We start from the raw sequence: 22148 nt of genomic DNA on the forward strand, positions 1-22148 counted from the left end.
ACGCCGCCATTCTGCTTAAAAATGGTTTGAGCCGCGCCGGACCCCCGGCGCGGCTTTTCTTCTGATATTGTTGACTTCACGCCGGCCATCCGGTTTAGAAAACCCTGACGACAAACAGCGGGCTTCGCACGAAAATGCTTGAAAAGAACTATGATTCCGCAGCGGTCGAGCCGCGAATTGCCAAGGCGTGGGAAGATGCGGACGCGTTTCGCGCCGGCGAAGGCGCAAAACCGGGCGCCGAAACCTTCACCATCGTGATCCCGCCGCCGAACGTGACGGGCTCGCTGCATATGGGCCACGCGCTCAACAACACGCTGCAGGACATCATGGTCCGCTTCGAGCGCATGCGCGGCAAGGACGTGCTGTGGCAGCCGGGCATGGACCACGCCGGCATCGCGACCCAGATGGTCGTCGAGCGCAAGCTCGCAGCCGAAAAGCTGCCCGGCCGGCGCGAGATGGGCCGCGACGCCTTCATCGAGAAGGTCTGGGAGTGGAAGGCGGAATCCGGCGGCTTGATCTTCAACCAGCTGAAGCGCCTCGGTGCCTCCTGTGACTGGTCGCGCGAACGCTTCACCATGGACGAGGGGCTTTCCGAAGCCGTACTCGAAGTCTTCGTCTCGCTTTACAAGGAAGGCCTGATCTACCGCGGCAAGCGGCTCGTCAACTGGGACCCAAAGTTCGAAACGGCGATTTCGGACATGGAGGTCGAGAACAACGAAGTCAACGGCCATATGTGGCATTTCAAGTACCCGCTCGCCGGCGGGGAGACCTATACCTATGTCGAGAAGGACGCCGACGGCAACGTTGTCTTCCAGGAAGAGCGCGACTACATCTCGATCGCCACCACGCGTCCTGAAACGATGCTGGGCGATGGCGCCGTCGCCGTCCATCCCTTGGATGAGCGCTATGCGCCGATCGTCGGAAAGCTCTGCGAGATCCCGGTCGGTCCCAAGGCGCACCGCCGCCTCATCCCGATCATCACGGACGAGTATCCGGAACGGGATTTCGGTTCCGGTGCGGTCAAGATCACCGGCGCGCACGACTTCAACGACTATCAGGTCGCCCGTCGCAACAATATCCCGCTGTACCGGCTGATGGACACACAGGCCGCCATGCGCGCCGACGGCGAGCCCTACGCCTTCTATGCGGCGCAGGCGCTGGAAATCGCGAAATCCGGCAACGTGCCGAACGAGTCGGAGGTCGATGACATCAACCTCGTTCCCGACGAATATCGTGGCCTTGACCGTTACGAGGCGCGCAAGCGCATCATCGACGCGATCAATGCCGAGGGCCTTGCGGTCACCGTCAAGGACGGTGAAGGCAACGACATCCCCTATGTCGAAAACAAGAAGGTCATGCAGCCCTTCGGCGACCGCTCCGGCGTCGTCATCGAGCCGATGCTGACCGATCAGTGGTTCGTCGACAACAAGGCGCTTGCAGGTCCCGCACTGGATTCCGTTCGCGAAGGCCGCACCAACTTCGTCCCGAAGAATTGGGAAAAGACCTATTTCAACTGGCTTGAGAACATCGAGCCCTGGTGCATCTCGCGCCAGCTCTGGTGGGGTCACCAGATTCCGGCCTGGTACGGCCCGGACGGTCAGGTCTTCGTCGAGAAGAGCGAGGAGGAGGCGCTGCATGCCGCCATCCAGCACTACATCGCACATGAAGGCCCCTGGAAAGCGTGGGTCGAGGAGAAGCTGGAAAACTTCCAGCCGGGCGAAATCCTGACGCGCGACGAGGACGTGCTCGATACGTGGTTCTCCTCCGCATTGTGGCCGTTCTCGACGCTCGGCTGGCCGGAAAAGACGCCGGCGCTCGAGCGTTATTATCCGACGAGCGTTCTCGTAACGGGGTTCGATATCATCCCGTTCTGGGTCGTGCGCATGATGCAGATGGGTCTGCATTTCATGAAGGATGAGCTCGGCAACCCGGTCGAACCCTTCCACACGATCTATATTCACGCTCTCGTTCGCGACAAGAACGGGCAGAAGATGTCGAAGTCGAAGGGCAACGTCATCGATCCGCTCGAACTGATCGACGAATACGGTGCGGACGCGCTGCGCTTCACGCTGGCCATCATGGCCGCGCAGGGACGCGACGTGAAGCTCGACCCGGCCCGCATCGCCGGCTACCGCAATTTCGGCACGAAGCTCTGGAACGCCACGCGCTTCGCCGAGATGAACGGGGTCGCGACCGATCCGAAGTTCGTGCCGGAAACGGCGTCGCTGACGGTCAACCGCTGGATCCTGACGGAACTCGCCCGCACGGCGCGCGACGTCACCGAGGCGATCGAGACTTACCGCTTCAACGATGCGGCCGGCACGCTCTACCGCTTCGTTTGGAACCAGTTCTGCGACTGGTATCTCGAACTCTTGAAGCCGATCTTCATGGGCGAGGATGCGGCCGCGAAGGCGGAATCGCAGGCCTGCGCGGCCTATGTCCTGGAAGAGATCTACAAGCTCCTCCATCCGTTCATGCCCTTCATGACGGAAGAACTCTGGGCGCACACCGCAGGCGAGGGCAAGACGCGGGATAGCCTGGTCTGCCATGCCGAATGGCCATCGCCGGCCTATGCCGACGATGCGGCCGCCGACGAGATCAACTGGCTGGTCGATCTTGTCTCCGGCATCCGTTCGGTCCGCGCCGAAATGAACGTGCCGCCGAGCGCCACGGCGCCGCTCGTGGTCGTCGGCGCCAATGCCCTGACGAAGACGCGCCTCGAAACGCACGATTCGGCCATCCGCCGTCTCGCCCGCGTCTCGGAGATCGGCCTCGAAGACACGGCGCCGAAGGGCGCCGCGCAGATCGTCGTCGGCGAGGCGACCGCCTGCCTGCCGCTCGGCAGCCTGATCGATCTGGCGGCCGAGAAGGCGCGGCTCGAAAAGGCGATCGACAAGGCGAAGGCGGAGGCGGGCCGCATCGAGGGCAAGCTGTCGAACGAAAAGTTCGTCGCCAATGCCAAGCCCGAGGTGGTCGAGGCCGAGCGCGAACGCTTCGCGGAGCTCGAACAGCAGCTCGCAAGCCTTGCGGTGGCGCTTGGCCGCGTCAGCGAAGCAGGCTGATTCCCCTAAAATCTGCCGGGAAGACGAAAAAACCGCGCCGGAGACCCCGGCGCGGTTTTCTATTCGGTAAGCCGCCTGCAAAATTCCGGCTGTGTCGGAAATGTGACAGAACGTCGCTGAGTTGGAATGAATATCCACGAATCTGTCGAAATCCATGCAATTCCGAAAAAATCTACCTGACCCCGCTGTTATTGAGGGTCTTCATAAAAAACTTACGTAATTCCTTAAATACTCATTGGAAATCACAGGCGAGAACTGGGGTTTGCCAAGCAAGCGCGCGTCTTCGATAGTCATTGCGGAGAGGCGCGCGGCAAAGGCAGTTGTCGTTAGCGCAAGACTTTGTGAGGGGGATTGCATGGGTAAGAAAACGATCGGCCGCGGCGTGATGGCTGCGATGGCATTGCTGGCCGCGACATCGGCTCAGGCCGGTGGCCTGGAGCGCGGCGGCTACAATATCGACCTTCTGTTCGATCCGTCGGATTATGCGGCGGAGGCAGCCACGACCTATGTCGCGCCGCAGCGCGAACTCGACAATGTTGTCGATATCAACCCGCTCAACGGCGACCTGAACGGTCGGCCGAACAACGGCATCGACGACAGCGAGGGCTACTGGATTCCGCGTGTCGGCGTGAAGGCGAGAATCTTCGACGACGTCGACTGCATCGCCGACTATTCTCAGCCGTGGGGCGCCCATACCAATCCGGGCGCGAACTGGGCCGGTGCTAACGACAATATGGAGACCAAGATCGAGAGCGATAACTACGCTGCGACCTGCTCCTATAAGTTCGATGTCGGTCAGGGCCAGCTTCGCCTGATCGGCGGCGCTTTCTACCAGGAAGTGGGCGGCTTCAAGGAGCGTCTCACGGCCGACCTTTCCGGCACGGGTCTTCCTCTCAGCGGCGTCGGCCGGCTGGATCTCGAAGGCAGCGGCTGGGGCTGGCGTACCGGCGTCGCCTACGAGATTCCGGATTATGCGCTTCGCGTGAGCCTGGTCTACAACAGCGCGGTCGACCTCGATAATCTCGACGGCACGATCGACCTGCGCAACTCCGTGCTTCCGGTGCCCGGCGGCGGCTTCATTCCCGGCACGAAATACAATGTGGAGAGCTTTGCCTCCATGCCGGATTCGCTGGAACTGAAATTCCAGACCGGCGTTGCCCCCGACTGGCTCGTCTTCGGCTCGGTCAAATGGACGGACTGGAGCCAGCTGCAGATCATCAAGGTGACGGCGAAGGACACGACCGATCCGCGCAACGTGCCCACCTCGCTCGACCTGCTTTATCGCGACGGCTGGACGGTCACCGGCGGCGTCGGCCACAAGTTCAACGAAAAGCTCAGCGGTGCCATGAGCCTGACCTGGGACCGCGGCACCAGCCATGGCTACGGTAGCCAGACGGATACCTGGACCCTTGGGTCCGGTGTTTCCTACAATGTGAGCGAGAATGTCGAATTGCGCCTCGCCGGTGCGGTCGGCCTGCTGACGAGCGGCAGCTCCAGGCCGCAGGTCGTCGACGGCCAGACTGTCGGCGGTAATGCCCAATACGACTTCGGAACCGATTTCTTCAGCGCCATCTCGACCTCGCTCAAGGTCAAATTCTGATCGGCGGACCATCAAGAGATCAGAATCAGGCCCGGCGTCATCGCCGGGCCTTTTTTCTTGGTTAAGACTTTGTTGCTCCGGTTAAGCCTCTCTGGGGAAACCACAGCGAGGCGTCAAATTATGTGACGGAATCGCAACACATTTTTTTCCAGAGTTTGCTACACACCTAGGCGAGAGACGAGATGTCCATTTCCCGCCACAAACGGGGCGCAGCGATAATGACAAGTAGACGCGTGAAACCGCGCCCAAGGAAACGATGAGCCAGCCGATGTCATTGCCGCCGGAGTTGCCGGAAATCCGCACGAGACCCGTGCGATTCCGGTTTGGCACAGCGAACCAGGCTGGGCACGGAATTGTAGAAGTGATGCCCAAGTCCGAGTTGTCGCCGATGAAAATAGTGGTAATGGGTCTTTGCCTTTCGCTCTCCTTTGGAGCGGCATCACAGGCCCTCGCATTCGATCCCCAGTCCGGCGTCAGCAGGGAAAGCGGTCCCTTCGACCTCTTCAAATTCGGTTTCTTCTCCTACAAGAAGGGTCGCAAGGAAGACGCCATCGAGGCTTATCGTTATGCGGCGGAAAAGGGCCATACCGGCTCGCGCTGGGCGCTTGCCAATATGTATGCCGATGGCGACGGCGTGCCGGAGAACGACCTCGAAGCCTTCAAGATCTACAGCGAGATCGCCCAGGCCGGCGTCGAGCCGGGTTCGGAAGATACCGGCTACTTCGCCAATGCGCTGATCGCGCTCGCCAGCTACTATCGCCGCGGCATTCCGGATAGCCCTGTGAAGGTCGACATGACCCAGGCCCGCCAGCTCTATTTTCAGGCAGCCTCGGCCTTCGGTATTCCGGAAGCGCAGTTCCAGCTCGGCCGCATGATGCTCTCGGGCGAGGGCGGCAGTGCCAGCGTGCACCAGGCCAAGAAGTGGCTGAACCGGGCGCGCAACAATGGCCATGCCGGCGCGATGGGCCTGTTCGGCAACATCCTCTTCCAGGAAGGCCAGGCGGCCCGCGGCCTCGCCTTCATGACCGCGGCCCTCGATCACTGCCCGCCGAAGGACTGTGCCTGGCTGCAGGCGACGCAGGAAGAAGCCTTCTCCGTCGCAAGCGAGGAAGACCGCCGCAAGGGCGTAGCGCTCGCGCAGAGCATCCGCTTCAATCCGGACGAATAAGACCTTTTAGGTTTTTGCCTCAGGCCGCATAATCGAGCACAGCCACGACCGGCACATGGTCGGACGGCTTTTCCCAGGCGCGCACATGCTTTTCGACCGCCGTTGAGACGAGGCGGTCCGAGGCTTCGGCCGACAGCATGAGATGGTCGATGCGGATGCCGAAATTCTTCGGCCAGCAACCTGCCTGGTAATCCCAGAACGTATAGAGCGGCACCGCGTCCGACGTGGCGCGAACGGCATCCGTCAGGCCTAGATTTTCCAGCCGGCGGAAAGCCTGGCGGGTCGGGGGCAGGTAAAGCGCGTCCTTTTCCCAGACCTTGACGTCCCAGCAATCGTGCGGCTCGGGAATAACATTGTAGTCGCCGGCGAGAATGAGCGGCTCTTCGAGCGCAAGCCGGTCCTCAGCAAAGGCGACGAGCCGGTCCATCCAGGAAAGCTTGTAGGGATATTTCACCGGATCGTCCGGCGGATTGCCGTTCGGCAGGTAGATCGAGCAGACGCGGATGACGCCGCCTTCGACGGAAAACACGCCCTCGATGAAGCGGGCCTGTTCGTCGCCCTCGCCACCGGGCAGACCGCGGTTCACCTCGTCCGGGCGGATCTTCGAGAGCAGCGCGACGCCGTTGAAACCCTTCTGGCCGTGTGTCTCGACGTGATAGCCGAGCGCCTCGATCTCGCCGCGCGGAAAGGCCTCGTCGACCGACTTGATTTCCTGCAACGCGACGATGTCGGGATTGGATTCCTTCAGCCACGCGACCAGATTGTCGATGCGCGCCCGCACGCCGTTGATGTTCCAGGTGGCAATCTTCATCGGCATGCGGGGGTCCTGTGATTCGTTGGTTCAGATCGAGAAGCTGGTGCCGCAGCCGCAGCTTGCGACCGCGTTGGGGTTCTTGATCTGGAAGGATTGGCCGAGCAGGTTGTCGATGAAGTCGATCTCCGACCCGTCCATGTAGACGAGGGAGAGCTGGTCGATCAGCACCTTGGCCTTGTCCTTTTCGAGCACCAGGTCGTCGTCCTGCTGGTCCTCGACGAGGTCGAATTTATAGGAAAAGCCGGAACAGCCGCCGCCTTCCACGGAGACGCGCAACGCCTGTTTTTCCGGCGAGGAATTGAGGATCGACGCGATGCGCCTTGCGGCGGCGTCGGAAATACTTACGGACTTGTCGTTCATGTCTGCCTCCTGCCGGGGTCAAGATCCGGAGAGAATCGCTCTGTCGCACAGATGGCGACTTCGTTGCCGATGGCAGGGGCGGCTGCGGAGCGTCTTGGGCAAATCCCTGAAAAGGCTTGCATTTCACGCTTCTCTTGCAGCCGGACTTGCCGCTGTGCACACTATAGGTATGAAGGCATTGCGGCCGCGTCAATGGGCGGCGTGAATGCAGGTGACGAATGACACTGGACAGACATGCGCTGGGTTTCGGCGCGGGGCAACGCGCCATCTATGCCTCCGACCCCTGGGCGACCCGCGGGCGGCTTTATCCGGAACCGGAAAGCCCCACGCGGTCGGACTTCCAGCGCGACCGCGACCGCATCGTGCACACCACGGCCTTCCGCCGCCTGAAGCACAAGACACAGGTCTTCATCGCCGCCGATGGCGACCATTACCGCACGCGGCTGACCCACACGATCGAGGTGGCGCAGATTGCCCGTGCGCTGGCGCGGGCGCTGAAACTCGACGAGGACCTCGCCGAAGGCGTGGCGCTGGTGCACGATTTCGGCCACACGCCCTTCGGCCACACCGGCGAAGATGCACTGCACGAGGTGCTGGAGCCCTTCGGCGGCTTCGACCACAATGCGCAATCGCTGCGCATCGTCACCAAGCTGGAGCGGCGTTATGCCGACTTCGACGGGCTGAACCTCACCTGGGAAAGCCTGGAGGGCCTCGTCAAGCACAATGGACCTTTGATCGGCCCGACGGGAGAATGCACGCACGGCGACGACGTGCCGCGGCCGATCCTCGAATATTGCGCTGTGCACGACCTGGAACTGGCGAGTTATGCCAGTCTGGAGGCGCAGGTCGCGGCGATCGCCGATGACATCGCCTACAATACTCATGACATCGACGACGGGCTGCGCTCCGGCTATCTGACCTTCGAGATGCTGGAGGACGTGCCGTTCCTCGCAAAACTGATGCGCGACGTGCGCGAGCGCTATCCGGACCTCGAAGCCTCGCGCTTCACCCACGAGATCATGCGCCGCCAGATCACCGCCATGGTGGAGGACGTGATCGGCTATGCGCAGCAGGCGATCCGCGCGGAGCGCCCGGAAAGTGCCGAGGACGTGCGCAAGGCGCGCCGGGTGCTTGCGACCTTCACCGACGAGATGGCCGTCACCGACAAGCAGATCAAGCGCCTGCTGTTTTCCCGCATCTATCGCCACCCGGAGGTGATGCGTGTGCGCGCCAATGCGGCCTCCATCCTGACGGACCTCTATCACGCCTATATGGACGACCCGCAGCTCATGCAGGGGCACTATTGGGTGGACCGCATTTCGACCATGCCGGAATCGGCGCGCGCCCGTCATGTCGGCGATTATCTCGCGGGAATGACCGACAACTACGCCATCAGCACGCACCGCCGGCTGTTTGACCATACCCCGGAATTGCGATAGTCAGCCGCCCACGGATCGCTTCGCGCGGATGGATGAGATGAACCTTTTTACAGACTTCGACAACAGAATCAAAAACGTACTCGAAGGACTTGAAATCGTCCGTGAGAAGCGCGCCGAGCTCGATTTCGGCCGCATCAGCGTCGAACCGCCGCGCGATCAGAGCCATGGCGACGTCGCGACCAATGCCGCCATGGTGCTGGCAAAGCCGCTCGGCCTCAATCCGCGCGCACTCGCCGACCTCATCGTCGAACAGCTGAAGAAGGACCCGCAGGTGGCCGAGGTCGCCGTCGCCGGGCCGGGCTTCATCAACGTGCGCCTTTCGGTCGCCTATTGGCAGGCGCTGCTGGCCGGCATGATCCGGCAGGGCACGGACTATGGCCGTGGCTCGCTCGGCGCCGGGCGCAAGGTGAATGTGGAATATGTCTCCGCCAACCCGACCGGCCCGATGCATGTCGGCCATTGCCGGGGTGCCGTGGTGGGCGATGCGCTCGCCAACCTGCTGGGCTTTGCCGGCTATGCGGTGACCAAGGAATATTACATCAACGACGCCGGCTCGCAGATCGACGTGCTGGCCCGCTCGGCGTTCCTGCGCTACCGCGAAGCGCTGGGCGAGGCGATCGGCGATATTCCGTCGGGCCTCTATCCGGGCGATTACCTGAAGCCGGTCGGCGAGGCGCTGGCGGAAGAATTCGGCACGACGCTGCGCGCCATGCCGGAACACCAGTGGATGCCGCTCGTCAAGGACAGGACGATCGACGCGATGATGGCGATGATCCGCGAGGATCTGGCCGCGCTCAACGTCCACCACGACGTCTTCTATTCCGAACGCTCGCTGCATGCCGGCAACGGCGCGCCGATCCGCACGGCGATCAACGACCTGACCTTCAAGGGCCATGTCTACAAGGGCGTGCTGCCGCCGCCGAAGGGCCAGCTGCCGGAAGACTGGGAAGACCGCGAGCAGACGCTGTTCCGTTCGACGGAAGTGGGCGACGATATCGACCGTCCGCTGATCAAGTCGGACGGCTCCTATACCTACTTCGCCGCCGACGTCGCCTATTTCAAGGACAAGTTCGACCGCGGCTTCGACGAAATGATCTATGTGCTCGGCGCCGACCATGGCGGCTACGTCAAGCGTCTGGAGGCTGTCGCGCGCGCCGTTTCCGAAGGTAAGGCGAAGCTGACGGTGCTGCTCTGCCAGCTCGTCAAGCTGTTCCGCAACGGCGAGCCGGTCAAGATGTCGAAGCGCTCCGGCGACTTCGTCACGCTGCGCGACGTGGTCGACGAGGTCGGCCGCGATTCCGTGCGCTTCATGATGCTCTATCGCAAGAACAGCGAGCCGCTCGACTTCGACTTCGCCAAGGTGACGGAGCAGTCCAAGGACAATCCGGTCTTCTACGTGCAGTATGCCCATGCGCGCTGCATGTCGGTGTTCCGCCAGGCGGCCGAGGCGTTTCCGGGGCTTGACATCGGTTCGCTCGATCTCGCGGCCTCGATCGAGGGCAATATCGCTGATCCTAGCGAGTTGCAGCTTCTCGCAAAGCTGGCAGAATATCCCCGCGTCATCGAGGGCGCGGCACTGGCGCACGAGCCGCACCGCATCGCTTTTTACCTCTATGATCTTGCCAGTGCTTTCCACGCGCATTGGAATAAAGGCAAAGAGCAACCGGAATTACGGTTTGTTAACGATAAAAATAGAGAATTGAGTATTGCCAGACTTGGGCTGGTGAATGCTGTCGCGTCTGTTCTTAAGTCCGGCCTGTCGATTACAGGCACGGCCGCCCCGGACGAAATGCGATAACGTCACCATTTCCCCACAATAAGCTGGCAAACGCGTTTTTGTAGCTTGTAAGTGGGAAGCAGTATGGCAGAGAAGAACTTCGCGCGAAGCGGAACCGCTCACACGGATCTCCTGGCGGACGACGATCCGTTGGCCGAGCTTGCCCGTCTCGTCGGCTACGAGCCGCGTCCGCTTCAGGACGTCCGCAAGCCTTCCTCCGAACCGGTTGCCGACGCCGCGCAAACTGTGCCGCGACGGGACAACCCCGTGCTCGCCCTTGAAGACGAGCTGATGCGCGCTTTCGAGCAATATGACACGCCGAGCCGCGTCGCGGTCGAGCCGGTCGTCGCCGAGCGCGCAGCCCTGCGCCATGTCGAGCCCGTTTTCGATGCACCGGAGCCGGTTGTCGAAGAGAGCGATGCCGTTCTCGACGAAGTGCCGACGCGCGACGTCGTCGCGAGCGATGTTGGTAACCGCGAGCCTTCCTTCGAAAAGCCGTCCGTCACTGAGCAGGCGATCGAGCCGTCTTTCGAGGATGCGCTGATCGTCGGTGATCCGCAGTACGGCGCCACGCTCAGCGAGGTCGAATATCGCGAGCCCGCCTTTAAAGCGCCGGTGGTCGAGCCGACTCCTGTTGAAGAAGAACTCATTGCCGATGTCCGGCCGGCCGAGCCTGAGCCGGAACTGGACTTCGATCCCGCTCTGTTGCTGGCCGACGAGCTTGAAACGGCCGTGCATGAAGACGTGCCCGCCGTCGAGGCCGAGCCGACGGCGCATGCGGGCCTGAAATTCGTCGAAAGGCTGGAGCCGCGCTTCGAACAGCGCAGCGAGCCGGTCGTCGAAACCTATATTCCCGAGCGCACCAGCGCCGACGAGCGCCAGCCGGCCTTCCTCGGCTTCCAGCCGAACGCCGCGGACGAAAACCCGCTCGACGATGTCGGCCTCGACCTGGAGCGCGAACTGGAGCTTTCGATCGGCGACGGTTTTGCCGACGATCTTTTGGCCGAAGAGCGCGCGCCGCGCGAACACAGCGCCGAAGCCTCCTTCGTCGAACCGCTGCCGGTGACCGTGGAAGCCGACGGCGAGCCGAATTTTGACGGCTGGATGCCTGACGAGGCTGTCCGCGAGGATGCCGAGCCGTTCCATGCCGAATCGGTCTATGCCCGCGATGAGCCGCACTTCGTCGCCGAAATGCCCTTCGAAAACCGCGAGGACCGCGCCCGTGCGGTGGCGGAAGCCGAAACGCAATGGCAGGCCGAAGAACCCACGCTCGAAGCCGAGCCCGACTACCGGGTCGAATCCGTCGAGCCGGGCCAGAACTACGACCGCGATGCGCTGCTGGCCGAGGTCGAGCGTTATCCCGTGCCGGAAACCCGCTCCTCGCTTGCCGCCGTGACGGCGACGCCGCGTACCACCGGCGGCCTCTCCTCCATCTTCGGCCGCGCGACGCCCGTCGCGCACCGCCAGCCGGTTGTCGAGCACCGCCAGCCGGTTGCCGTGACGGCGCGGACGCCGTTCATCGAGACCGTTCGCGAACCAGTCTTCGAGCCTGTCCAGAGCCCGATCGTCGAGACCCGCCAGGAGCCGGTCGCGATGCCGACCCCGGTTGCCGCCGAGCCGGACCTCGATTTCGAGAACCTGGAATTCGACCTGTCCGATATCGACCTGGATCTTTCCGATTTCTCGCTGGACGACGAGCCGGTGAATGAGGAGGTGAAGGCCGAGGTCGCAAGGCCGGTCGAGGTTGTGACGCCCGTGCGCCGCGAACCCGCCGTCGCCGTTCCGGTCTCCACCTATACCGCGCCGCAGCCCATCATCACCGAGACGGCCGATGGCGCGCTGCCCTTCGACCCCGCGATGATTGCCGATACGGACGAGGGCGTCTCGCCGGTCACCGAACTCGACGTGCCGCAGCTTCCGGTCATCGAGAAGGAAAAGCCACCGGTCTACCAGCCGGACTATGATTTCGACATCGACGCGGAAATGGCGCAGCTCTTCACCGAGCCGTCTACCAAGGCGCGCACGGAAGACCTGCAGGCGGGTGTTGCCGCCGGCGCGGTTGCCGCGGCCGTCGCCCAGCCGACGGCGCAGATCAACGACGTCGACGATTTCGAGCGCGCGCTGGAAGAGGATTTCCGCCGCTCGCTGAGCCAGCCGGAGCGCATGGCGATCCCGGTCGATCCCGGCCAGGCGAGCACGCTCTATACCGGTGACGGGTATGACGACGAGCAGGCGCGCCCGCGCCGCGGCCTGCTGATCGCGGCCTCCATCGCGGCCCTTCTGCTGGTCGGCGGTGGCGGCGTCTACGCCTGGACCGCCTTTACCGGCGGCACGGCCGGTTCCGGCGAGCCGCGCGTCATCCTTGCAGACAAGACCCCGGTGAAGATCGTGCCGGAGGAAAAGGGCGGCAAGACCGTTCCGAACCAGGACAAGGCCGTCTACGACCGCGTGGCCGGCGACGCTGCCGCCACGCCGCAGCAGGAACAGCTCGTCACCTCGACGGAAGAGCCGGTCGACGTCGTGCAGCGCACGCTGACGCCGGAGACCCTGCCGTTCGACGGTCCGGAAGACGGCGTCGAAGCGGTCATCCAGGCAGACGATGAAAACCGTCTGCTGCCGGGCGTCGACGAGCCCCAGACAGCAACGGCGGAAGGCGGCAATAAGCCGCTCGTCTCGCCGCGCAAGGTCAAGACGATGATCGTCAAGCCGGACGGCACGCTGGTCGCCCGCGAGGAAACGGTCACCGAGCCGGTGGTCGAAACGGCCGATATCGATGCCAAGGCCACCGCAACGACCGGCAGTGCCTCTGGCGAAGCCGTCGCGACGGCAAATGCGACGATCGATGCGGATGCCTCGCTCAGCGCCGAACAGGCGGCAAGCGAAGGCCAGCCGCGCTCCGCGCTCGCCGAAGTGGCGGATGCAGAGGTCGACGACACCGCGCCGGTGCGCACCGTGAAGACGACGACGATCGGCGCGACGGACACCTCGACGGACGGCAACGCGCCGGTTCCGGAAACCCGCCCGATCGACCAGCCGGTCACCGTCGTCGGGACCGTCACCGAAAACGGCAATGTCTCTGGCACGCAGACTGCCGAAGCGAAGCCAGCGGAAACCCAGCAGACGGCGGAACAGACGCAGGTCGCAGCCGTCGCCCCCGGCAGCTATGTGATCCAGATCGCCTCGCTGCCTTCGGAAGCCGAAGCGCAGAAGAGCTACAACTCGCTGTCCTCGAAATTCTCGAGCGTCATCGGCGGCCGCGGCGTGGATATCAAGAAGGCGGAAATCCCCAACAAGGGCACATTCTTCCGTGTGCGCATTCCCGTCGGCTCGCGCGAAGAGGCGAACTCGCTCTGCAGTCGCTACAAGAGCGCGGGCGGCAGCTGCCTCGTCACCCGCTGAGGCTGGCAACGATTTTCTGAAGAGGCGCGGCAGGTCCGCGCCTCTTTGATTCCCGCGAAGGCGCAACCCTTCGTCTTTCCAAATCGAACCTCTAAGATTGCGGACATGAGCGAATCGAAATCCTTCCTTTCGGGCTGCAAGGGCCTGAGCCTCACCGCCGACGAAAAGGCTTTCTTCCGCAGCGAGCGGCCTTGGGGCTTCATCCTCTTCGGCCGCAATATCGGCGAGCCGGCGCAGGTGGCCGACCTGACGGCCGAGATGCGTGACTGCATCGGCGGCGGCAGCGACATCGCGGTGCTGATCGACCAGGAGGGCGGCCGCGTCCAGCGCATAAAGCCGCCGCATGTGCAGCAATATCCGAATGCCGCAGCGCTTGGCGCGATTTACCGCGCGGATGCGGAGAAGGGGCTGCGCGCCGCCTGGCTGATGTCGCGCCTGCATGCCTTCGATCTTCTGCGCCTCGGCATCAATGTCGATTGTTTGCCGGTGCTCGACGTCGCCGTGCCGGGCGTGCACGATGTCATCGGCAACCGCGCCTACGGCCAGGAACCGGAGATCGTCTCGGTGATGGGCAAGGCGGCGGCGGAAGGCCTCAAGGCCGGCGGCCTGCTGCCGATCATGAAGCACATTCCGGGCCACGGCCGCACCATGGTCGATTCGCACCACGACCTTCCGGTGGTGCATGCGAGCCGTGAAGAGCTGGAAGCCTGCGACTTCGTGCCATTCCGGCGCATGAAGGACGAGCTGATGGCGATGTCCGCGCATATCGTCTTCACCGCCATCGACGGCGACAATCCGGCGACGACGTCGGCCAAGGTGGTGAGCGAGATCATCCGCGGCCATATCGGCTTCGATGGCCTCCTGATGTCCGATGACGTGTCGATGAACGCGCTGAAAGGCGATATTGCTGCAAGAAGCCGGGGAATCATCGCCGCAGGGCTCGACATGGTGTTGCATTGCCATGGCATCATGGGCGAAATGATTGCGGTGACCGAAAACGTGCCGCCGCTCACGGGCGACAGCCTGCGGCGGGCGAATGCGGTGCGCGCAGGCTTCCCGACGCCGGATGGGGCGGACGAGCAAGCGCTGCGCGAAGAGTTCAACGCGATGATCGCGGTGGCTTAAACACTAGAGGGGCGACGTGCAGGGAACGGGGCCGAAGCCACAGAAGAAGGGTCGCGGTGCGGATGCGCCGATGTACGACCTGTGGCAGGAGGGCGGCGAGGAGCGGGGGCTTTCCGAGGAGAGCCTCGTCGTCGATCTCGCCGGCTTCGAAGGCCCGCTCGATCTTCTCCTGCACCTTGCCCGCACGCAGAAAGTGGATCTCACCCGCATCTCCGTGCTGGCGCTCGCCGAGCAATATCTCGTCTTCATCGACCGGGCGCGAAAAATCCGCATCGAACTTGCGGCCGACTATCTCGTCATGGCGGCCTGGCTCGCCTATCTCAAATCCCGCCTGCTGATTCCGCGGCAGGCTAAGGACGACGGTCCCTCTGGCGAGGAGATGGCGGCAAGCCTCGCCTTCCGCCTGAAGCGGCTGGAGGCGATGCGCGATGCCGCGACCCGGCTTGTCAACCGCAACCGCCTAGGCCGCGACGTCTTCGCCCGCGGCATGCCGGAACATATCCCGGTCGAACGAAGCTCGACCTTCGAGGCCTCGCTCTACGACCTGCTCAACGCCTATGCCTCGCTGCGCCAGCGCCATGCCATCACTCAGGTCACCATCGAGAAGCGCACCGTCTGGTCACTCGCCGAGGCGCGGGACATCCTGTCGCTGCTGGTCGGCGAGTTCGAGGACTGGACGGCGCTCGACCATTTCATGCTGCGCTACCTGACCGACCCGGCTGACCGCACCACGGCAATCGCCAGCGCCTTTGCCGCGACCTTGGAAATGGTGCGGGAAGGGCGGCTGGAGCTTCGCCAGGACGGCGCCTTCCAGCCGATCTACCTGCGCCGCGGGCCGAACCCCGAAGGCGACGAGGACGGGGGGCCGTGAGCGTGATCGAAGGCGAGGACGACGCACCGCACGATGTGGATGGCGGCACGATCGTCGATCCGCGCCGGCTGCATGAGGCCGCGCGCATTGCCGAAGCCCTGGTCTTTGCCTCCGCGGGGCCGGTTTCTGCGGCGTATATCGCCGAGCGCCTGCCGCGCGGGGTCGACGTGCTGCATGTCATGCGCGAATTGAAGGGGCTTTATGCCGGGCGCGGCGTCAACCTCGTGCAGATGGACGACAACTGGGCCTTCCGCACCGCGCCGGATCTCTCTTTCGTCATCCGCACCGACGAGACGGAGCTGCGCAAATTGTCGCGCGCCGCGCTCGAAGTGCTGTCGATCATCGCCTATCACCAGCCGGTCACGCGCGCCGAAATCGAGGATATCCGCGGCGTGCAGACTTCCAAGGGCACGTTGGATGTACTGATGGAGGCGGGCTGGGTGCGCTTTCGCGGCCGCCGGCGCTCGCCGGGACGCCCGGTCACCTTCGGCACGACGCGCGATTTCCTCGATCATTTCGGCCTCGAAGACCTGCGCGACCTGCCGGGGCTGGAAGAGCTGAAGGGCGCCGGCCTGCTGACTGGCCGCATCCCCGCCAATTTCCAGGTGCCCATGCCGCTTCGCGAGGACGAACTGGCGGAAGACGAGGACCCGATCACCCAGCTCGACCTCGAAGAACTCGGTCTCTTGACACCGGGCGGAAAAGAAGACGAATAGACGAAGCTTATCGTCGGCACCGGTCGTCGGCGATTGGGCCAGCGACTTGAAAGACTTCGGAAATGGCTTCGGACCCGTCAGGCTCCAACGGTATCGAGACGAGACGGGCATCGGCGGTGATGTTCGGCGCACGCCTGTCCTTTGAGGATATCCACCACAGCTACCACAACAAGCAGACGATCCGCGGCATCTCGCTGACGGCGGAACCCGGCGAGGTTCTCTGCCTGCTCGGTCCCTCCGGTTCCGGCAAGACGACGCTGCTGCGCATCGCCGCCGGCATCGAGGCGCAGAGCGCCGGCCGCGTGCTGCTGAACGATCGCGAGATCGCCGGCCCGACCACCTTCCTGCCGCCGGAGCGGCGCGGCGTCGGGCTGATGTTCCAGGATTTCGCGCTGTTCCCGCATATGTCGGTGCTCGAAAATGTGCGTTTCGGCCTGACGGCCCTGCCGCGGGCGGAAGCGGAGGCCGAGGCGCTGGTGGCGCTCGACCGCGTCGGACTGTCGCACTATGCCCAGAAATTTCCGCATGTCTTGTCCGGCGGTGAGCAGCAGCGCGTGGCGCTTGCCCGTGCGCTTGCGCCGCGGCCCTCGGTCCTGCTGATGGACGAGCCGTTCTCCGGCCTCGATTCGCGCCTCAAGGATTCGATCCGGGCGGACACGCTGGCGATCCTGCGCCATTCCCGCGCCAGCGCCATCGTCGTGACCCATGATGCCGAGGAGGCGATGCGCATGGGCGACCGGATCGCGCTTCTGAAGGACGGCCGCCTTGTACAGGTGGGCACGGCGGAAGAGCTCTATCTTCGCCCGAAAAACATTTTTGCCGCCGCTTTCTTCTCCGAAATCAACGAATTTCCCGGCCATGTGCGCGGCGGCGTCGTCGAAACGCCGCTCGGCAATGCTGACGGCAAGGATTTTTCGGACGGCCAGAAGGTGCATGTCGCGGTGCGCCTGTCGGGCCTGCACGTCATGGAAACCGGCGGCGACATTCCGGCGCGCATCCTGTCGCGGCGCTTTCTCGGCGTGGTCGAGCTGCTGGATCTCGCCGTGCCGGGCACCGATCGGCCGGTTCGGGCGCGCGTCAGGGCCGATCAATTGGCGGCCGGATTGCGCGACGTCACGCTTTCGGCTAACCAGCGCGACATACTAGTGTTTGAAAAAGACGCCTGAACGTCTTACATCGGGGTTCGAGTTCGAAAGGGAGTTACGGGAATGGGTTCTTTCAGCATCTGGCATTGGCTGATCGTTCTGGTGGTTGTGCTGCTGCTGTTCGGCCGCGGCAAGATTCCGGAACTGATGGGTGATGTCGCCAAGGGCATCAAGAATTTCAAGAAGGGCATGTCCGAAGAGGAAGCGGCCGCCGCTGACAAGGCGAAGACCGTCGATCACAAGGCTGACGAGGTCAAGTGACCGGCGTTTGGCCGCGGGCGGTGGTTCGCGGCCCATGAGGACAATACCCAATGCTTGATGTCGGCTGGACCGAAATACTCGTCATCGCGATCGTTTTGATCATCGTGGTCGGTCCGAAGGACCTTCCGCAGATGCTGCGCACGTTCGGCCGCATGATGTCGAAGATGCGCGGTATGGCGAGCGATTTCCGCCAGCAGTTCGACGAGGCGCTGCGCGAGGCCGATCTCGAAGATGTGAAGAAGACGATCGGCGAGGCGCAGAAGCTCAATCCGCTGAACACCATCCGCGACGCGGTTAATCCGCTGCGCCAGATGGGCAACGACATCAAGGCGGACCTGCAGAAGTCGGCCAGCTCCGTTACATCGTCGGCGACCACAAGCACGCCGGCGGAGAGCGTGCCGCTCGCCGTGCCGTCCGAGGCCAACAAGCCCGCCTCGGCAGAGCCAGTGGCGGCCGTCCCGCTGAAGGCGGGGCCGACAAAGAAGACGGCGGCGAAGAAGCCTGCCGAAACGGCCGTCAAGACCACGAAGCCGCGCAAGGCGGCCGCCAAGGTCGAGGCCGAGACGAAGGCCGCTGCCAAGCCGGCAGCAAAGGTTGCCACGGCCAAGAAGGCCGCTCCCGCCAAGGCCAAGACGACAAAGACCAAGAAGGACGAGGCATGAGCGGCGATATCGAAGACAAGCCCCAGCCGCTGATCGAGCACCTGATCGAGCTCCGCCAGCGCCTGCTCTGGGCGGTGGGTTCGTTTTTTGTCGCCTTCCTCGTCTGCTTCTATTTCGCCAAACAACTCTTCAACCTGCTCGTCCTGCCGTTCAAATGGGCGGTGGAGTGGGCGGGGCTGACGCATCGCAATGTGGAACTGATCTACACGGCGCCGCAGGAATTCTTCTTCACGCAGATCAAGGTCGCCATGTTCGGCGCCTTCGTCATCGCTTTCCCGGTGATCGCCCAGCAGGTCTATAAATTCGTGGCGCCCGGCCTCTACAAGAACGAGCGCTCGGCCTTCCTGCCGTTCCTGATCGCTTCGCCGATCCTGTTCCTGATCGGCGCCGCACTGGTCTATTTCTTCTTCACGCCCATGGTCATGTGGTTCTTCCTTGCCATGGAGCAGGGCGGCGGCGAGGGGCAGGTCTCCATTCAGCTTCTGCCGAAGGTTTCCGAATATCTCAGCCTGATCATGTCGCTGATCTTCGCCTTCGGCCTCGTGTTCCAGCTTCCGGTCATCTCGTCGCTCCTGGTGCGCGCCGGTTTCATCTCGTCGCAGACGCTGAAGGACAAGCGCAAATACGCGATCGTCATCGCCTTCGTGGTGGCGGCCGTGCTGACGCCGCCCGATCCGGTTTCCCAGATCGGCCTTGCACTGCCGGCCATCCTTCTCTACGAGATTTCCATCTATACGGCCCGACTCATCGAACGGCAGCGGGCGAACGCCTCGAACGCGCAAGACGCGGAAAACGAGGTCGCAGCAACCCCGGGCGAGGCCGACTGAGGCTTTTCCCGCGGCGTTGCCGCAGGTCGCTGCCGGGCGGGGTGAGCCTTCATCCAAAGAACGCCTGGAACGACAATGCTTGATATCAAATGGATCCGCGACAATGCCGACGCCTTCGACGCCGCCCTGGCGAAGCGCGGCGCAAGTCCCCTCGCAAAGGCGCTGATCGACCTCGACGAGAAGCGCCGCAGCGTCATCCAGAAGGCGCAGGACATGCAGTCGCGCCGCAACGCCGCCTCCAAGGAGATCGGCGCGGCGATGGCGCAGAAGAACGGCGAGCTTGCCGACAAGCTGAAGGCCGAAGTCTCCGCCATCAAGGATCTGCTTCCCGCAGCCGAAGAGGAAGAGCGCCAGGTCACCGCCGAGCTCACCGACCAGCTCTCGCGCATTCCCAACATCCCGTTTGACGACGTGCCGGTCGGCTCGGACGAGACCGGCAATGTGGAAAAGCTGCAATGGGGAGCCAAGCCCGGCTGGAACCACAAGCCGCTGGAGCATTATGAAATCGGCGAGGCGCTCGGCTGGATGGATTTCGAGGCCGCGGCAAAGATCGCCGGCTCGCGCTTCACCGTGCTGAAGGGCCAGCTTGCCCGCCTGGAGCGCGCGCTCGGCCAGTTCATGATCGACGTCCACACCGGCGAACACGGCTACACGGAAGTGCATGCGCCGCTGCTGGTGCGCGACGACGCCATGTACGGCACTGGCCAGCTTCCCAAGTTCGCGGAAGACCTGTTTCGCACCACGGACGGCCGCTGGCTGATCCCGACGGCGGAAGTTTCGCTCACCAACCTCGTGCGCGAGGAAATCCTCGACCAGGACAAGCTGCCGCTGCGTTTCACGGCGCTCACCCCGTGCTTCCGCTCGGAAGCGGGCTCGGCCGGCCGCGACACGCGCGGCATGCTGCGCCAGCACCAGTTCATGAAGTGCGAACTCGTCTCGATCACCGATGCGGACAGCTCGATCGACGAACACGAGCGAATGACCGCCTGCGCCGAAGAAATCCTCAAGCGCCTCGGCCTGCACTACCGCGTCATGACGCTGTGCACCGGCGACATGGGTTTTGGCGCCCGCAAGACCTACGACCTGGAAGTCTGGCTGCCGGGACAGGATACGTTCCGCGAAATCTCGTCCGTTTCGGTCTGCGGCGATTTCCAGGCGCGCCGCATGAATGCGCGCTATCGCGGCAAGGACGACAAGGCGACGAAGTTCGTGCACACGCTGAACGGCTCGGGCACGGCCGTCGGCCGCGCGCTCATCGCCGTCATGGAAAACTACCTGAACGAGGACGGCACGATCACGGTGCCCGATGTCCTGCTGCCCTATATGGGCGGCCTGAAGAAGATCGAGAAGGCCGCCTGAGGCGGCGGGCGGAGACGAGATGCGCATCCTTCTGACCAATGACGACGGCATCCACGCCGAGGGCCTCGCCGCCCTCGAGCGGATCGCCCGGGAACTGACGGACGACGTCTGGGTCGTGGCACCCGAGACCGACCAGAGCGGCCTTGCCCACTCCCTGACTCTTTCCGAGCCGCTGCGCCTGCGCAAGATCGACGACAAGCGTTATGCGCTGCGCGGCACGCCGACGGACTGCGTCATCATGGGCGTGCGCGAAGTTTTGGACGTCAAGCCGGACCTCGTCCTCTCCGGCGTCAATGCCGGCGCCAACATGGCCGATGACGTCACCTATTCGGGCACGATCGCCGGCGCCATCGAGGGCACGCTGCAGGGCATCAAGTCGATGGCGCTGAGCCAGGCCTACCACCATGCCAGCGGCCGCGTCGTGTCGTGGGAAGTGGCGGAAACCTTCGCGCCAAAACTCATCCGCCAGCTGATGGACGTCGAGCTGCCGGACTGGACCTTCTTTAACCTGAACTTCCCCAACTGCACCCCCGCCGAACTCAAGGGCGTCGAGGTGACGAGCCAGGGCAAGCTCGATTTCGGTCTCACGATCGACGAGCGCGCCGATGGCCGGGGCTTCCCCTATTACTGGCTGCGCTTCGGCGAGCGCAAGGGCGATTTCCGCGTCGGCACCGATATCCACGCGGTCAAGAATCACAAGATCTCGGTCACGCCGCTGAAACTCGACCTCACGGACTACACCGTGCTCGATCGCGTGCAGCGCGTGCTCAACGGCGAGGATGCGGATTGAACACGGGACGGGTGATCGAGAAGGAAGGTTTTGCCGCGCTCGCGTTGCGCCTGCGCGGGCAGGGCATCAACAATCTCGACCTCCTGACGGCCGTGGAGCAGACGCCGCGCACGCTCTTCGTGCCGCCGCAGTTTGCCGGCGAGGCCTATTCGCGCCGCGTCCTGCCGCTCGACTGCGGCTCCTTCATGGAGGGCATCGACCTTGCGGTGCGCGTGCTGCACCTCCTGAGCCTGAAGGCAGGCCAGCGGATTCTCGAAGTCGGCACCGGCAGCGGCTTCACCGCCGCCGTCATGGGCCGCCTGACGGAGCGCGTGCTGACGGTCGACCGCTACCGCACGCTCGCCACCAATGCACAGCAGTCCATCGAGAAGGCCGGCATCCGCAACGTCATCGTGCGCCAGGCCGATGGCAGCAACGGCATGCCGGGCGAGGGCACCTTCGACCGCATCCTCGTCACCGCCGCCTTTCAGGCCTTGCCGCGCTTCTTCGCCGAGCAGCTCGTCTCCGGCGGCATGCTGATCGCCCCCGTCATGGTCAGCGACACCGAGTGCCGCATGCTGAAGCTGACCAAGACCGGCAGCCGCTTCGACCGCGAGGACCTCTTCGAGGTGCCTTACCTGCCGATCGTGCCGCAGATGGCGCAGGCCCTCTAATCAAACTCTCATCCATGGCTTTTACGGCTTGGCAGGGGCTCGCCTGCTGAGTCTCGTGGCGTTTTTTCCCGGAAAATCAGTGGCTCCAGCGCATGCGCCTCGGCGCACCGCACGGATTCC

Annotated in this window: 18 protein-coding genes; 16 read left to right on the forward strand and 2 right to left on the reverse strand. The window is 63.6% G+C overall.

Going from position 1 to position 22148, the window contains the following annotated elements; genetic code table 11:
• Window positions 1–134: 134 nt before the first annotated feature.
• The 3 genes from AC1Q6Z_RS25520 to exoR all read left to right on the forward strand — a co-directional run bounded on the left by AC1Q6Z_RS25520 (window position 135) and on the right by exoR (window position 5830).
• Window positions 135–3062: a valine--tRNA ligase gene (locus AC1Q6Z_RS25520; RefSeq protein WP_492649709.1), complete on the forward strand. Its 2928-nt coding sequence runs from the start codon at window positions 135–137 to the stop codon at window positions 3060–3062.
• 355 nt (window positions 3063–3417) lie between these two features.
• The gene (locus AC1Q6Z_RS25525) at window positions 3418–4662 is read left to right on the forward strand and encodes an OmpP1/FadL family transporter (protein WP_492649710.1); all 1245 of its coding nucleotides are present in this window, start codon (window positions 3418–3420) and stop codon (window positions 4660–4662) included.
• Window positions 4663–5026: 364 nt separating this feature from the next.
• Window positions 5027–5830, forward strand: a complete 804-nt coding sequence (gene exoR, locus AC1Q6Z_RS25530; RefSeq protein WP_435265411.1) for an exopolysaccharide production regulator ExoR — start codon at window positions 5027–5029, stop codon at window positions 5828–5830.
• Window positions 5831–5849: 19 nt separating this feature from the next.
• Here exoR and xth read toward each other — a convergent pair whose 3' ends face one another.
• Entirely contained in the window at window positions 5850–6641 is a 792-nt protein-coding gene (gene xth, locus AC1Q6Z_RS25535; RefSeq protein WP_492649737.1) for an exodeoxyribonuclease III, read from the reverse strand.
• A 30-nt stretch (window positions 6642–6671) separates the two neighbouring features.
• Window positions 6672–7004, reverse strand: a complete 333-nt coding sequence (erpA, locus tag AC1Q6Z_RS25540; RefSeq protein ID WP_327506890.1) for an iron-sulfur cluster insertion protein ErpA — start codon at window positions 7002–7004, stop codon at window positions 6672–6674.
• A gap of 218 nt (window positions 7005–7222) precedes the next feature.
• On the opposite strand from erpA, the gene AC1Q6Z_RS25545 reads away from it, so the two are divergent.
• The 13 genes from AC1Q6Z_RS25545 to AC1Q6Z_RS25605 all read left to right on the forward strand — a co-directional run bounded on the left by AC1Q6Z_RS25545 (window position 7223) and on the right by AC1Q6Z_RS25605 (window position 22028).
• Window positions 7223–8443: a deoxyguanosinetriphosphate triphosphohydrolase gene (locus AC1Q6Z_RS25545; protein ID WP_492649711.1), complete on the forward strand. Its 1221-nt coding sequence runs from the start codon at window positions 7223–7225 to the stop codon at window positions 8441–8443.
• A 37-nt stretch (window positions 8444–8480) separates the two neighbouring features.
• The gene (gene argS, locus AC1Q6Z_RS25550; RefSeq protein WP_492649712.1) at window positions 8481–10241 is read left to right on the forward strand and encodes an arginine--tRNA ligase; all 1761 of its coding nucleotides are present in this window, start codon (window positions 8481–8483) and stop codon (window positions 10239–10241) included.
• A 63-nt stretch (window positions 10242–10304) separates the two neighbouring features.
• The gene (locus AC1Q6Z_RS25555) at window positions 10305–13619 is read left to right on the forward strand and encodes an SPOR domain-containing protein (RefSeq protein ID WP_492649713.1); all 3315 of its coding nucleotides are present in this window, start codon (window positions 10305–10307) and stop codon (window positions 13617–13619) included.
• A 105-nt stretch (window positions 13620–13724) separates the two neighbouring features.
• The gene (gene nagZ / locus AC1Q6Z_RS25560; protein ID WP_492649714.1) at window positions 13725–14744 is read left to right on the forward strand and encodes a beta-N-acetylhexosaminidase; all 1020 of its coding nucleotides are present in this window, start codon (window positions 13725–13727) and stop codon (window positions 14742–14744) included.
• 70 nt (window positions 14745–14814) lie between these two features.
• Window positions 14815–15615, forward strand: coding sequence for a segregation and condensation protein A (locus AC1Q6Z_RS25565; protein WP_492649738.1), 801 nt, complete (start codon window positions 14815–14817; stop codon window positions 15613–15615).
• Window positions 15616–15650: 35 nt separating this feature from the next.
• Window positions 15651–16331, forward strand: coding sequence for an SMC-Scp complex subunit ScpB (gene scpB / locus AC1Q6Z_RS25570; RefSeq protein WP_492649739.1), 681 nt, complete (start codon window positions 15651–15653; stop codon window positions 16329–16331).
• Between the two features lie 62 nt (window positions 16332–16393).
• Window positions 16394–17497, forward strand: coding sequence for an ABC transporter ATP-binding protein (locus tag AC1Q6Z_RS25575; RefSeq protein ID WP_492649715.1), 1104 nt, complete (start codon window positions 16394–16396; stop codon window positions 17495–17497).
• Between the two features lie 42 nt (window positions 17498–17539).
• Window positions 17540–17737, forward strand: a complete 198-nt coding sequence (locus tag AC1Q6Z_RS25580) for a twin-arginine translocase TatA/TatE family subunit (RefSeq protein WP_256116053.1) — start codon at window positions 17540–17542, stop codon at window positions 17735–17737.
• A 50-nt stretch (window positions 17738–17787) separates the two neighbouring features.
• A complete protein-coding gene (tatB, locus tag AC1Q6Z_RS25585) occupies window positions 17788–18399 on the forward strand; it encodes a Sec-independent protein translocase protein TatB (protein ID WP_492649716.1) in 612 nt (203 codons plus the stop codon).
• Complete coding sequence (gene tatC, locus AC1Q6Z_RS25590) at window positions 18396–19226, forward strand: twin-arginine translocase subunit TatC (RefSeq protein WP_492649717.1); 831 nt, start codon at window positions 18396–18398, stop codon at window positions 19224–19226. The genes tatB and tatC overlap by 4 nt, the downstream gene beginning before the upstream one ends.
• Before the next feature lie 75 nt (window positions 19227–19301).
• The gene (serS, locus tag AC1Q6Z_RS25595) at window positions 19302–20585 is read left to right on the forward strand and encodes a serine--tRNA ligase (protein WP_256116049.1); all 1284 of its coding nucleotides are present in this window, start codon (window positions 19302–19304) and stop codon (window positions 20583–20585) included.
• Window positions 20586–20604: 19 nt separating this feature from the next.
• On the forward strand, window positions 20605–21375 hold the full coding sequence (gene surE / locus AC1Q6Z_RS25600; protein WP_492649718.1) for a 5'/3'-nucleotidase SurE: 771 nt from the start codon (window positions 20605–20607) through the stop codon (window positions 21373–21375).
• On the forward strand, window positions 21372–22028 hold the full coding sequence (locus tag AC1Q6Z_RS25605) for a protein-L-isoaspartate(D-aspartate) O-methyltransferase (RefSeq protein ID WP_435265421.1): 657 nt from the start codon (window positions 21372–21374) through the stop codon (window positions 22026–22028). Before surE ends, AC1Q6Z_RS25605 begins: the two co-directional genes overlap by 4 nt.
• Window positions 22029–22148 lie beyond the last annotated feature (120 nt).

It is taken from the genome of Shinella sp. GW835-FHT14H05 (assembly GCF_058793575.1).